We start from the raw sequence: 14,110 nt of genomic DNA on the forward strand, positions 1-14,110 counted from the left end.
AGAAGATATTTTTACTCAACAATTACGCTGAAATATTCGGGTGACACGCCCCTATCCCTCGTCACTAGAGTATCCTTAGTTGTATAATTATACCCTAAATCTTGTAAATCTACTGTATAGTCTAAATAGAGTGCATCTCTATCTGTACCACCTATACTATTTTTTTCTCCATCAATAACAAATTCCCCTCTACCCGTTATAGAATAAGAAGAAGAGTTACTCGATATAACACAATTATTATTATCATCAAAAGTCAATATTAATTCAATATTTGCACGAGTAGTTAAATTATCGTCTTCATAGATTGTAATAGGTAAAGTACATTGTCTAAAACCAGTAGTAGAGAGACTCACAACCTCATCATACTCGACATATTCTTCTTCTCTTATATCGGTAATTGTCGTTGTTCCGTCAGAAATTTGATCCTCTCCCCTTCTTAGGTAATTTGCATCCCAAGGATTTACATACTTAATCCCATATAGCACATAATCTTTAGGTGGTGTTACCCAATCTGAGCTAATCATCCTATTTGGTGTATCAACTAAGGCATTTCCACTTAATATACTATCTGCATTCGTTACACCTGTCATTAAAATTGGTATCACATAATGACGGGTAAGAGTAAGCGGATCTTGAAAAAAAGCATCCTCAAACTGCACCTCAACTCCGCCCAGGATACTTCCGTCTTCAATTACAATTTGATTACTTTCTAAAGTGTAGTAATTACCTGGTAATGGAGCGAGATTAGATCCATCTTGAAAACTTAATCCATCACATAAGGATTCATCAACTTCTATATCAATTATACGATCTTCAGTATTTGAATATACTCCCCCCATCGTTGCAGTAATTTTAACCTTATGCTCATTATCGAGAGAATTATCTACTTGAGGATCTCTTCCAAGCTCTAAAGTTCTTAATGGATATTGATTTGCGAAATATACAGTAGTATAATCAAAATCAGGATAACTGATATCTTCACTCTGGCAGGAGAACAAAAGCCCCACTATAGAAAAAGTCAATATTATTATATTTTTCCTCATAATTTTTAATTTTAATCGTTTATTCCCAACCATTATTCTGTAATAGTGCACTATACTTTAAGACTTCGCTAAAAGGTATTGGACCGTAGACCATATAATCTTCATATAACCGCTGTTCTACATCAAATACTTCATTAGTACTCGCATCGTATCCTCTTGCAGGTTCATTTAAATCTTCATCCCATCTACGCAAATCCCAAAATCTGAAGCCCTCAAAAGAAAGCTCAAGTCTTCTTTCGTTACGAATTAAATCTCTCATTTTATTCTTATCAACAGAGCATTCATCCAGGTATGGGTCATCAGTAATTCCAAGAGCACGCTCTCTTATTGCCTTTATAACATCAACCGCAGAATAGGATGCGTTTGAGGAAGCCCCAGTTGGCCCATATGCCTCATTAGCTGCCTCAGCATAATTAAGGAAGATCTCGGTGTATCTTATTCGTGGTGTATAATTAATTTGTCCTTGCCAGGATCCATCGGCATTATTATAATTAACGTCCATTCTCAAACGCTTTTTCATATAATAACCTGTTCGCGTTGAGTTTTCCAATCTATTTATAGCATCATCTGTTCCTGAATTGGTACCAGTATAAATAGGAGTATCATTAACTCCTAAAACACTACCATCATAAACAATGTAATTTGATAAGCGCGGATCTCTATTTATATAAGGTTCAGATGAATCGTACCCACTAGACGGATGTGTTATTGGATAGCCATTACTCATTGGAAATGCTCTCACTAGATTATGGGTAGGATTCATTCTACCATCTCCAAACAATGACGGAGGAAAGTTTGTAGATTCCTGAGATGATCTTGATGTCTCAATATTATTACGCCATAAAATCTCAGTAGGATTATTACCTCCGGATAAGCCGTTTAACTCGCTTGTATTAGAATAATAAGTATCTCCTAGTGATGCCAGGCCAGAAATACCTCCAATATATTCCAAAACATCAGCGGAATAATTAGCTGCTTCATCCCATCCAATATTAGAGCCGTTTCGAAAAGCAGGACTTGCTGCCATCAAAGCGACTTTAGATCGAAAAGCCATAGCAATTTGCCCATTGAGTAATTGGTTAGAGAAATCTCCCATTACCCTATTATAATTACTTGACAGTGTTACAATGTTCGCATATTTATCTGGTATCTGGCCAGGTCCTGCAACGTTATTATATTCAATTGGCAACAGAGAAATAGCCATATCAAGATCACTTAGTATTTGCTCCACACATTCTTGATAACTGGCTCGAGGGATATTAAAATCAGCTCCAGAATCTTGGAACTCAGTTAAGATTGGCACTCCTAACAAGTCTCCATTAACCGAATAACCACCGTGATTCCTTAAGATATAATATAAAAACACTCCTCGTAAACCATAAGCTTCACCTTTCATTCTCATATTAAAAAGCTCTGCCACTTCTGGATCTTCAACCCAATTTACATCATCGCTACGTTCTATAAAAGTGTTTAAAGTCTGAATTGCTCCATATCCATCCACCCACATTCCAACAGGATTGTAAGAAGCAGTCCAGGAACCAGTAGCCATTTGCAAATATGAATTGCCTCTGTCATTTGTTACAGCATCATCCGTGGCATATTCAGTATTTGAATATTCATCGGGCAGATAGCGATATGCAGATGTTAAAACGCCCTGTGCAAATTTTGGATCAGTGTACATAAAGTCTAAATCCTTAAAATTTTCAACTGCCGGATCGAATTGATTCTCACAACTCGATAATGACAAAACAAAAACAAACAAGAGTAAAATATTTCTTCTCATAATCTTTTAAATTTTTAATTAAAAGGCAGCTTTAAGCCCAAGGTTATAAAACCGGTATTGAGGGGCAATACCAACGTTCATTTCCATCATTTCCCTTTCCTTTGATACGGTCAAAAGATACTGCCCACTTACGTATAAACTAAACTCGCTTAGTAAAGATCTATCATTAAATAAGGTGTCAGGAAAATCATAGGTAAGTTGAACCTTCGTTAAATCAAAACGATTATTATCAAACCTCCAGAAAGTTGAATTTCTGAAGTTGTTAGTATTAGAAGTAGTTGTTAACCTTGGGTAAGTTGCTGAATTAGCTGTTTCTGGAGTCCATCGACCTAATACATGTTCTGAATATTTTCGATTACCATAAACCCAAAAATATGGTGAGTTTTTATAACCAATTGCACCAGACTGCCCTTGCCCCATAGCAAATAATGTCCAATCTTTATATTTTAGTGTTAGATTTACTCCGTAGGTAAAAGGCGAACCACTTCTACCTAAATCTACCTGATCCCTAGTATCTACAATTCCATCTCCATTTACATCCCTATACTTTAAATCCCCGGGTAAAACATCCCCAAATGTTTGATTTGCATGACTATCAATATCAGCCTGATCTACAAAGAAGCCTTCAGATATGTAACCAAAAGATGCATCTAAAGGTTTTCCTTCTCTATTTTGATATTCGTCCTGATATACCTCATCTCTAACTACGGCTTCAGAATTATAAATCATTCCCACAACTCCTAACTCGTATTCAAAATTCCCGAGTTTGTTATTGTGAGAAACAGAGAAGTCCACACCAGTTCTCATATCCTCATTAAAGTTGATATATGGCAGATAAGAATAATCCCATCTTCTATAATACGAAGGATAAATAGTATTTGCACCCTGGGTAAGTAACCCATCAGTTGCTTGATTGAAATAGTTTACATTCAATATTAATTTTTCATCTAAAAATGCGCCATCCAACCCTACTCGATATTCTTCTCTCTTCACAAACCCTAAATTAGGATTGGAACCTCTTTCTGAAAGCACTGTCGCGCCCCCCATGGTATTATCTCTCCATCTATACCACCCACTATCATCATAATATCCCTGATACATATAATAATCAGTAATATCAATATCCTGGTTAAGATTCGCATAAGATGCTGTAATCTTTAGATTATTTATAAATGATGAATTTTTTAGAAAATTCTCATCGCTCAGTCTCCAGCCAACTGTAAAGGTGGGAGATAAAGCGATTCTATTTCCTTTTGGTAATTTGGCAGAATGAACAACTGCGCCAGAAAAATCTACATAATACTTATCAGCATAATTATAAGCTGCCTGAATACCTAGGTTCGTATTATTAGTACTGTGGTAATCACTTCCCTCATGACCAGAATCAACAGAATTTCTGGATTGATAACCCCATCCTATCAAGTTTCCTGTTATATTATGAACCTCATTGAATACTCTTTCATAGTTTAACTGAGAATAAAAAGAAGTTGTCTGTTCATATCTAGAATCACCTAAATATTCGTTAGTAGAATTTGTATCATCGCCATAGCTGGTTAGGCTTATTATTCTATCAACTCCATTCATATTTGCCCATGTAGGCTGATAGGTGGCATAATTTTCTCGAAAAGCTTCAGAATAATAATTACTGTAATCGATACTAAAAGTGTTTTTAAAAGAAAGCCCCTTGATGGTATTGCTTAAATCTGCTATAGCACTTACCTTATATTGGAAAACACGGGACTTATATCTAATGTATCCAGCAGCTAACATATCTGCAAAAGCATTTGTCTGTACCGCATTGTTACCTCCTAATAAATACTCTCCATCAATAATATTGTTACTATTATCGATAATGTTTTGTAGCGCCGTATTTTCACTATCTAAAGAGCTTATGGGAATTAAAGGAGTGAACCAGTTGGGACGCATATAAGAACTTTGGCCCCAAAAATCACCGCGTCCAATATAATTATTATCAAACCTAACATAAGCATCTGCATTGGCAGACAACCAGCTTGTTAGTTGCATATCCACATTACCACGTACGCGAAAATTTAGATCACTATTATTTCCCTGTTCCCCATATTTTATAATATCATTATTATAACTCATCCCAAGATTAGTATAATATTGAGTCTTTTCATCTCCGCCAAAAACCTCTACTGTTGCATCAGATCTGTTATAGGTTTCACGCAAAAATTCCGAAGAAAAATAATCAACATCGGGATATCTATAAGGCCTAGTACCTGACGCCGTATTGTAAATAGTTTCATCGCTGTAAATTCGAGCTATACCATCATTATCAGATGCTTCATTATACAACGTCATATATGATGGAGCATCTAAATAGTTAGGGTAACTCTTAGGCACAAAAAAACCTGTATTTGCTCGAGTTTGGATGGTTAATGCTTGTTCTTTCCCTCTTTTAGTGGTAATAAGGATCACACCTTTAGCTGCCCGACTTCCGTACAGCACAACAGCGTTAGCGCCTTTAAGAACAGTAACAGATGCCACTTCAGTAGCATTTAGATTAGAAGCATCTCTGGGAATCCCATCTACTAAAACTAATGGAGATTGCCCCCAAATATTACCTGTATATCCACCTACAAAACTACGAATACCATCGAGAGCATATGTTTGATAATTTTTATCTAAAAGATTATCTATATCAACAGACGAAATCGCTCCTAGTACATCTTTCTTTTCTTGAGTATCAAAAGCAACATTCACTAAATCGCCAGGAGCCTTATTTGCTAAAACTGTAACAATACTATCTTGATTTTCCTGTGCTTTTACTGTGAAAACCCCCATACAAAGCATCACAACAAATACAGAAAGAAAATTTATAAATACTTTATTCATTTTATTTGAAATTAAAGATTGAATGTTCGGTAAAACAAATTACCAGCCTGGATTTTGGTGAAATTCAGGATATAGATTTACATCATCAAGCAAGAGTGGAAACCAATAATTTCTTGATGTTAATTGTCTTTCGAATATGGGAACCATTCTCAAATTTAAAACTCTGGCATCCTTATAATTTTCAGCAAGTCCATCGCCTGTTAACCCATTAGGATCTCTCTCAAATTCAATCGCTGATTTTAATGTATAAGGTGCTTGATCAAGTAATTTCCATCTACGTAAGTCGCAAAACCGATGTCCTTCATAGGAAAGTTCAACAGCGCGTTCTCTTCGTAACTCCCCCATAAAACCAGCTAAAGAAGTAGTGTATTTATTAGCTACAGGGCCTACATTTGCCCTGTCTCTAACTACATTTATAGCTTCTACAGCAGACAAAGAGTAGGAATTAGCTGAGGATTCAATCCCATAACCTACTGCAGTTGCCTCTGCATACATCAAATAAACATCTGCTAATCGCATTAAACTTAACACTACGGTATTATTTGACATTGTTGTACTTTCAGTATTTCTCTCTGCCATTTTAGGCTTAAATTTAGTAAGCATTAATCCTGTTAGATTAGAACGCCCACCATTAACTGTTCTAAATCTGCCACCTGTATATAAACTAGCAAACTCTATATCATCTGGAAGAGATTCAGTTGCGCTTACCCTCTCTCCATCTAGTATTAGATCTTTATAAAGCCTTGGATCTCTATCTTTCCATGGGTAATTTGGATCATACCCAGATTCTGAATCTGCTTGGGTAATATCTCTATCGCCATTGATATTCTCACTTTCAGTAATAGGTAAACCATTAGCCATTCCGTAGTTATTAAAAACATAGTTAGCTGTAGGGCTTATGTAATAACCTCCCTGGCTCAAGTCTTTTGGTATATAATTATTAATTTGATTCCATCTAAATCTACCTGCGGCTTCAACCGTATTTTCCCAAAAAATAGTTTCATTTAAACCTGGAATTCTTCCATTGCTATTTTGCGTATAGAACAGTTCTGTATATTGACTAAAATCTGCCAACTCATATCTTCCAGTAGTCTCAGATAAGGCTAGCGCTTCTCCTAAAGCTTCTGCAGCTTGTCTACAGTAATCCTGATTATAAGAGTCTGTTCCTCCCGAGGATTCATTCATAAGCGGACTCCCTGCGTATAATAAATTCTTTCCTAAATATGCAAGAGCCATGATCTTATTAGCTCGCTGCATATTATTACCCAGGGTTGTTCTTCCTATAGCAGTTTCATCCCAGTCTACAGGTAGCAAGTCTGCTGCTCTCCTAAAATCCTCAGCTATCTTATCTGCCGTTTCTTGATACGTCAATCTTGGAATTCGAATAGGCTCGTTAGCAGGAAGTACTTCATCAATATAGGGCAGACCTCCCCAATATTTAATTAAAGAATAATGAAACCAAGCTCTAAAAAAATAAAGTTGTCCAGCAATTAAATCTCTTTCTTCTGGTGTTGCATCTGTAAGAAGATCTAAATTTGCGATTCCAATATTTGCTTTACGGATTCCATACCAGGAAAACCCCCAAACATTACCTTTATCAAATCTATTTGTAGATGATGGGTTTGTACCCGTTTTAAATGGAGAACTATAGTTGTTCCATGCCCAAAAATTACCCCGATCTACAGCTTGGGCAAATTCATTAGAGGCAGATTGGTCCCAAAAGACCTCTTCCCCAAGGTTAAAAGAATTATGATAAGCATAAGCCGTATAAACAGGAACAGCATTATATAATTCTTCTGTAAAACCCTGAAAATTTCTAAAATTTTCAAAAGGTTCTGTTTCACTAATATCACTATTTGGCGACCTATCTAAATAATCTTCGCAAGAAGAAAGTATTCCTAATAAGCCTGTTAGTACCAGTGTATAAAAAGAATATCTTATATATATTATTTTTGAATTCATTATATCTAATTTTAAAAATTCACATCAAAACCGAAAGTAATACGACGCATCGTTGGATAGGCACCTCCTCTAGAATTTCCACTGAAATTACTTTCTCTATCATCTGGCATTTTCGTCCATAAAAACAAATTATTACCGCTCAAATAAAATTTGCAAGAGTTCATACCGATACTCTCTATCCATCCATCTCTAAATGTATACCCTAATTCAGCAGTTTTTAATCTTAAATACGAGCCATCATAAATATATCTAGTCCCTACAGCCTCATTACCTTTGGGAGCTAGCCATCGTGGTAAAGGCACATCTCCACCATCTTTTATCGTCCAGTAATCACCTTCTACATATGCATTATTATTACTCTCGGAGAAGGTTGGGAAAAATACTTCTCTCGTCACATTAGATACTCCGTAAAATTGCATAGAGAAATTAAATCCTTTCCAATCCACCCCTAGCATTGAACTGAAAGTATTTTGAGGAACTCCGGTATACCCGTAAGGGGCTTGATCATAACTATCTATAATACCATCTCCATTAAAATCGATTATATTATAGTCTCCCGGTAGCTTCACATTATCATTTATTTGGCGAGGTGTACTTCCAAGTACTTCATCCCAACTTGTAAGATATCCAGAGTCTAGATATGAAGTATTTTGTCCAATAGAATAGCCCGCAGATTTCTGATAACCTGGATACAACTGTGGATCATCAGCGAACACTATTTCATTTTCTGCATGAGTCATATTTATGTTCGCCCAAACTGTAAGATCTGAGTTAAGATCTTTGCTAAGATTTAACGCAAACTCATATCCAGAACTCTTAACTTCTCCCAGATTTCCAGTTGGCGCCGAACCTCCAAAGAAGGAAGGAATTGCACGAGATCCACCTCCTATTAATATATCAGTTCTATGATCATTGAAGTAATCAAATGAACCCGAGATCAAACCATCTAACAGGGAGAAATCGACTCCTATATTTTTTTTCTCAACGGTTTCCCATGAAATATCAGGATTACCCATAGATGTATTTCTAAAATAAGTGTAAGGAGATTCATTAGAGGATAATCTTCCCAATATTGAGCTTCCACCGTAATTCCATTGATCTGCATATAACCAACGTCCACCTACAGAATCATCACCTATTCTGCCCCAGGAAGCTCGAATTTTAAATGTATTGATAAAATCTAAAGGCTTCATAAAGCTTTCGTTAGACAACATCCACCCACCCGATACGGATGGAAAAAAAGCAAAACGATTTTTTGGCCCAAACTTCTCAGACCCATTATAAGCTCCGTTAAATTCTAAAAAATACCTATAGTCATAATTGTATGTCCCACGAAAAACCCAATCCTCTCTAAAGTGAGAAAACTCACTTCCGGTAGCGTACTTCTCGCGACTAAACAAACCAAGTAGTGTCACGGAGTGTAAACCAAAATCACCTAGATAATTTAAACGCCCAGAATAATATTGTCTTCTATAGGTTGAACCAAGTGCCACACTACCAGCATTTGTACCCCATAATCTCTGGTCTACAAAATCTAATTGTGTAGAAGCATCTATTGGTAAGTTGTAAATAATTTCCCCAGTATCTGGATTTACCCACATTCTTTGAATGTTCTGAAATGCTCCGTCATTAACACCTCTATCTACTTCTCTAAAAGTATTGTCATAAGAATATAATCCTTCAAGAGTTAATCCATCTGTAATAAAATCAAGACTTTGCTTTAACCTAAAATCTGCAGTAATTTTCGCTTGCGTTTGTTTTTCAAATCCAGCACGGGCAAGATCTCTATAAGAGTTTGGTTGATTAGCATCATGCGGAAAGTAAAAACCATAAGTATTTGTAGAAGTATAATAAGGTAGCATCGCATCTGGCGCAGTTCTATATGCTGCTGCCCATGGACCATTCCCTGAAAAATCCCAGGGTGTTTTCTGAACCCCGTTTGAACCAAATAAATTGGTACTAAAAACGGTTGTTTTTGTTAAATCAAAATCTAAATTACTCCTAACGTTTATTCGGTCAAATCTAAATCCTGGTTGATAACCTTGATCGTTATCAACTATCTTAAACAAGTCACCTTCACTTAAATAATCTACAGCCGCAAAATATCTAACTAGCTCTGTTCCACCCGCAACATTCACACTTGCATTATGTGATAAGGCATAATCTTGGAATAGAACGTCCTCCCAATCTACATTGGGGTATCTTTCTGCCTCCGTTAAATCTGCTGGATAACGATATTTGTCAATTATTCCCAAAGGCCTATAGTCTTCCCAACTTACCGGCGAAACAGACAGCTCCCTTTCGATAGATTGATTTCTAAGCATTAACGCATCATAAGAATCGTATTTAGCAGGTAGCCTGGAAGCGGTCTTCACAATAGTATTTGCTCTAACGTTAATACTCGCCTTACCCTGTTTACCACGTTTAGTGGTTATAAGTATAACCCCATTTGCTCCACGTACTCCATATACCGCAGTAGCAGAAGCATCTTTAAGAACCGAAATACTTTCTACAGAGGATATTGCGACATCATTCATTGATCGCTCAATACCGTCTACAAGTATAAGAGGTCTGCTATTGTTCCATGACGTTTGTCCTCGAATGTAAATATTAGGATCTTCAGATCCAGGTAGACCGGTTGAAGAAGTGGTTACCACTCCTGGTAATTGTCCTGTTAAAGCAGCTCCAATATTAGTTACTCCTCCTGTTCTTTGAAGATTCTCTCCGGTGGTTTGAGAAATAGATCCAACCACACTCGCCTTCTCCTGCCTACCGTAACCAACAATAATAACTTCCCCCAGTGAATCCTGGTCGATTTCTAAAACTACATTGATCTCTGTTTGATTATTTACTTTCCGCTCAACCGTTTTATAACCAATAAAACTATATACCAGTGTTGCACCAACAGGCACCTCGATAGTATACCTGCCATCCATATCGGTTATAGCTCCTCTATTGGCTACCCCTTTTATCATAACATTAACCCCAGGAACTCCTAGATTATCTTCTGAAGACGTCACTGTACCACTTATGGTAATTTCCTGCTCCTGAAATTCTTCCACTTTTAGTTCTGCTCCGTAAAACGGAACCAAAAACAAGAATTCAAACAACAAAATTATGGACAACCATCTTAGATAGTCCGGACATTGTATTTCTGTTTTCATATGATATTTTCTTAGTATTAGTTAAAAGATCCAGAAATTCATGAATTCGATCTTTTTCGAAAACGTTTTCGAATGCTGATTAAAATAAGAAGTATGAATTCCATAGATAAAATTCAAGCTATTAGCTAAACTTCGTTTAAGCGCTTTTGGCCATTTTCGTATTGATTGAGAATCAATCATAATTTCAAGTTTTAATGATTGGTTATTAGTTGACTTTTAAAAATTTCTCGATAAAATGATAAGCTTTGGCTGAAACTGGATCAACAATTGCGATTTGTACAAATACTATCATTTATTTTGGAAAAGTTTCCCAAAGATTAATAGAGTGCGTTTCTTCTATTTTAAATGATATAAATCGACAATTGATTTATTCATATTTTCAAAATTGTGTCACAATTACCCCTTAACATTTATATAAGAAATCAATATTTACTTTTATTAATTATTTCTTAAATAAAATTTTGATTTAACACAATTATAATTTTTGAAGCTTATAAATGTGAATTTTATCTAAAAACTGACTTCAAATATATTTTATATGAAAATTGAATAGCTATTTATTTGTTACAATTACTTTTCTTTATGTTACATGGGAAAAAATAATGGCAAAAAAGAGTTGATTCCACATAATTATCAATCGATTTCGTTGATATATTTACAGAATAAATCCTTCAAAATTGATTATAATTAAATTTATACGGTCAATTATTGAGTTATTATTACCAATTACTACATCCTGTGCAAATCACAACAAGTTAATAGCAACTATCAAATCTGGAATCCATTTGACCCGATTTTAAAAAAAATTCTAACACATGTTTAGGCTGATTTTTTTTCAAAGAGAAAAAAAGATATCCAGTTAGAGAAGAGCTTAAAAAATTTAAAAGCATCAGTAGAAATTTTAGAAATAAACCTAGAATTTCTTCTGATAGTTTTATCTGGTTATTCGAGATGTAGCTAGACATCACTGAAACCTTTGCTCATAAACAGGAAAATCTAATGTTGAAGATCTGGAAGTAAATACAAGCATCTTCAATACATATAAAAGAAAATAGATGATATTAATAAGTCTAAACAATAGAATTATCAATACTTATTTAAGTAGCCTCGCCAGGAATCGAACCTAAGTATATAACTAACTAAAAAACAACAACTTAACCACTATACTTGATTATCTGTTGACGATCTGTGAACTTTTGGAGAAAGATTTGATCTTTCATATATCAAATTTAATCAAAATAAATCAACTTAAATGATAAACACCAAGAGACTTCGCTTCAAAATAAATAGCATCTCTTTCTCAAATACAACTAAAGCTTTACCTTCACTCAGCGTTTGTTATTTTACTAAATTACAATAGTAAAACCTACCACACAATTAAAAAATTGAATAGTAAATTAAAAAAACTGCCCATTGCATTTGGATTTCGAACTTTTTACGCAGTAACCTTACGATTATTTTTTGGTTCAAATATTATTGCTATCTATAATCTCAGCTAAATCAACATTTTCTTCTGCTATTGATTTTTATCGTGTAAATATTAGAATCATACACTTGAAGTACCCTGTTAGGAAAGCTTAGCTGCTAAACTAAGTTCAATTTTTCATTTATCAAGCAGCATTTCTTCGTAGTTTTAAATATTGGTTAATTGGTATTTCATTTTCTATTCTCTGGTGCCGTCTTTTATAGTTATAAAAACTAAAATAGGTGCCCAGTTGCCAGTAAAGATTTATACCAGATTCTTGAGGATTTAAGTAAATACTTTCGTGCTTCACGTTTCTCCAAAGCCGTCCTATAAATACATTATCGATAGCTCGTCCTTTTCCATCCATACTGAGTTTGATTTTTCTTGAGAGGACACTATGGGTAAAGATCTCTGAAGCGAACTGGCCTCCCTGGTAGGTATTGATGATCTCAGGAGTCCCGTAGTTATCAATAGCTTCTTCTAAAATTTCTTTACACGACTTAGCATCCACTGAATTAGATACCGACCAATTAAGAAAATAGCGGCTCTGCAGGTCTATAATCGCTACCAGATACATAAATTCTTTTTGCATGGGAATAAAAGTGATATCGATGGCCTAAACCTAATTGGGGCGATCTACAGTGAGGTTCTCCAATAAATAAGGATACACTTTATGTTCTTTATTTCGCCTGGAGGTATGTTTCCCTAGCATGATAGCTCTAAGTCCCATTACCCTCGATTAAAGTCGCTCTATGGATTTTTTATTATCTTATATCCTTTGTCGAGGATAAGCCAAATATGCATTCGTCTGACTCCTTTAAACGGATAATAGGTATAGTGTTCATCCATCAATCACATCTGTTCTAAATTGAGTTTATTCTCTCTACGCGGTTCGTAATAAAGACCACTCCGATCGATCTGCAATAGCTTACATTGTCGCTGAAGGCTAAGTTTTGAATGATCCTTGCTTATCATTGTTCTACCTTCCTCTAAAGGTTTTATCGCAAGGCGTTTTTTGAGAAATCATTCTCCACTATAAGCTTCCTACTCACCTTAGGAAGCTGGCTTTTCTTCTCCTCTTCATCTGATTTTTTTGGTTTTTCCCCTTTTTGAAAAAACAGTATCGGCCTCCTTTTGGAAAAGCCGTTTCCAGGTACCTATTTGTTGTGGAGTAATCCCAAATTTTTGTGCTAGTTCCTTAACCGTTTGACGCTCTTTCAAACCTTCAAGAACTAATTTTATTTTAAATTTGGAGGTAACTGCCTGCATGGCGGCAGGCAGGTTTTCTTCGTGCTATAGTACAGTAAAATTAAGGTTATTTTTGAAATTAACTTACGGTCCTAATTTTGGGAGGATATTCATCTATTGTTGTATTCGATTAGACTAAAGTAACCTTTGATATTTAAGCCTTCTACGGTAATGGTACTACGCAAAATAGGATTCTGGAACTAACTGCCCATCCGTTCATTTTGGTAAGGCTCCAGCATAGGCGTGATCATAGTCAATCCTCAAGAGAATCAGGTTTTTCCGTTATTGCTAGGGCTTTTTCCAGTGATGCCAGATGCAATACCTTAAACGATTCCTCAGCCATTCTTCTAGCTCTTTAAGCTTTCCCTGAATGGATGCAGATTTGAAATAATTTATCCAGCCTCGGACCAACAAGTTAATTCGTAGGACACGTTCTTCAAAACTCGCGGGTATCATCTTTTTGGTTAGGTATTTAAGCTTTGCTTTAAACTCCTTCCTCTTTAACGATCCAGCCTCCAGTTGTTACTTGCTTTTTCGCCCTTTCTTATAGGTTGCACAAAACAAAACCTTAATACCTCAAGGGCAG

The 14,110-nt window shown here is 35.6% G+C and carries 8 protein-coding genes; all 8 read right to left on the reverse strand.

Annotation, left to right across the window (positions count from 1 at the left end; all coding sequences use genetic code 11):
- Positions 1–11 precede the first annotated feature (11 nt).
- The 8 genes from IIF7_RS14615 to IIF7_RS21105 all read right to left on the reverse strand — a co-directional run bounded on the left by IIF7_RS14615 (position 12) and on the right by IIF7_RS21105 (position 13,980).
- Positions 12–1,043: a DUF5627 domain-containing protein gene (locus IIF7_RS14615; protein WP_084842476.1), complete on the reverse strand. Its 1,032-nt coding sequence runs from the start codon at positions 1,041–1,043 to the stop codon at positions 12–14.
- Positions 1,044–1,062: 19 nt separating this feature from the next.
- Positions 1,063–2,826, reverse strand: coding sequence for a RagB/SusD family nutrient uptake outer membrane protein (locus IIF7_RS14620; protein ID WP_084842441.1), 1,764 nt, complete (start codon positions 2,824–2,826; stop codon positions 1,063–1,065).
- 18 nt (positions 2,827–2,844) lie between these two features.
- Positions 2,845–5,685 (reverse strand): SusC/RagA family TonB-linked outer membrane protein, encoded by a 2,841-nt coding sequence (locus tag IIF7_RS14625; RefSeq protein WP_084842442.1) that lies wholly within the window; start codon positions 5,683–5,685, stop codon positions 2,845–2,847.
- 39 nt (positions 5,686–5,724) lie between these two features.
- Positions 5,725–7,647 (reverse strand): RagB/SusD family nutrient uptake outer membrane protein, encoded by a 1,923-nt coding sequence (locus tag IIF7_RS14630; protein WP_084842443.1) that lies wholly within the window; start codon positions 7,645–7,647, stop codon positions 5,725–5,727.
- An 11-nt stretch (positions 7,648–7,658) separates the two neighbouring features.
- Positions 7,659–10,811, reverse strand: a complete 3,153-nt coding sequence (locus tag IIF7_RS14635; protein ID WP_084842444.1) for a SusC/RagA family TonB-linked outer membrane protein — start codon at positions 10,809–10,811, stop codon at positions 7,659–7,661.
- A gap of 1,610 nt (positions 10,812–12,421) precedes the next feature.
- Complete coding sequence (locus tag IIF7_RS14640; protein ID WP_317041875.1) at positions 12,422–12,889, reverse strand: DDE-type integrase/transposase/recombinase; 468 nt, start codon at positions 12,887–12,889, stop codon at positions 12,422–12,424.
- A gap of 467 nt (positions 12,890–13,356) precedes the next feature.
- A complete protein-coding gene (locus IIF7_RS21220) occupies positions 13,357–13,545 on the reverse strand; it encodes a transposase (protein WP_084842446.1) in 189 nt (62 codons plus the stop codon).
- A gap of 267 nt (positions 13,546–13,812) precedes the next feature.
- Positions 13,813–13,980, reverse strand: coding sequence for a group II intron maturase-specific domain-containing protein (locus IIF7_RS21105; RefSeq protein ID WP_245801648.1), 168 nt, complete (start codon positions 13,978–13,980; stop codon positions 13,813–13,815).
- Positions 13,981–14,110: the final 130 nt, after the last annotated feature.

This window comes from Zunongwangia atlantica 22II14-10F7 (genome assembly GCF_002094855.1).
GTDB lineage: Bacteria > Bacteroidota > Bacteroidia > Flavobacteriales > Flavobacteriaceae > Zunongwangia > Zunongwangia atlantica.

Bases quoted from the DNA above. Each gene is read 5' to 3' on its own strand.
- IIF7_RS14620 (WP_084842441.1), bottom strand. From the start codon at position 2,826: ATGAGAAGAAATATTTTACTCTTGTTTGTTTTTGTTTTGTCATTATCG.
- IIF7_RS21220 (WP_084842446.1), bottom strand. From the start codon at position 13,545: ATGCAGGCAGTTACCTCCAAATTTAAAATAAAATTAGTTCTTGAAGGT.
- IIF7_RS14615 (WP_084842476.1), bottom strand. From the start codon at position 1,043: ATGAGGAAAAATATAATAATATTGACTTTTTCTATAGTGGGGCTTTTG.
- IIF7_RS14625 (WP_084842442.1), bottom strand. From the start codon at position 5,685: ATGAATAAAGTATTTATAAATTTTCTTTCTGTATTTGTTGTGATGCTT.
- IIF7_RS21105 (WP_245801648.1), bottom strand. From the start codon at position 13,980: ATGATACCCGCGAGTTTTGAAGAACGTGTCCTACGAATTAACTTGTTG.
- IIF7_RS14630 (WP_084842443.1), bottom strand. From the start codon at position 7,647: ATGAATTCAAAAATAATATATATAAGATATTCTTTTTATACACTGGTA.
- IIF7_RS14635 (WP_084842444.1), bottom strand. From the start codon at position 10,811: ATGAAAACAGAAATACAATGTCCGGACTATCTAAGATGGTTGTCCATA.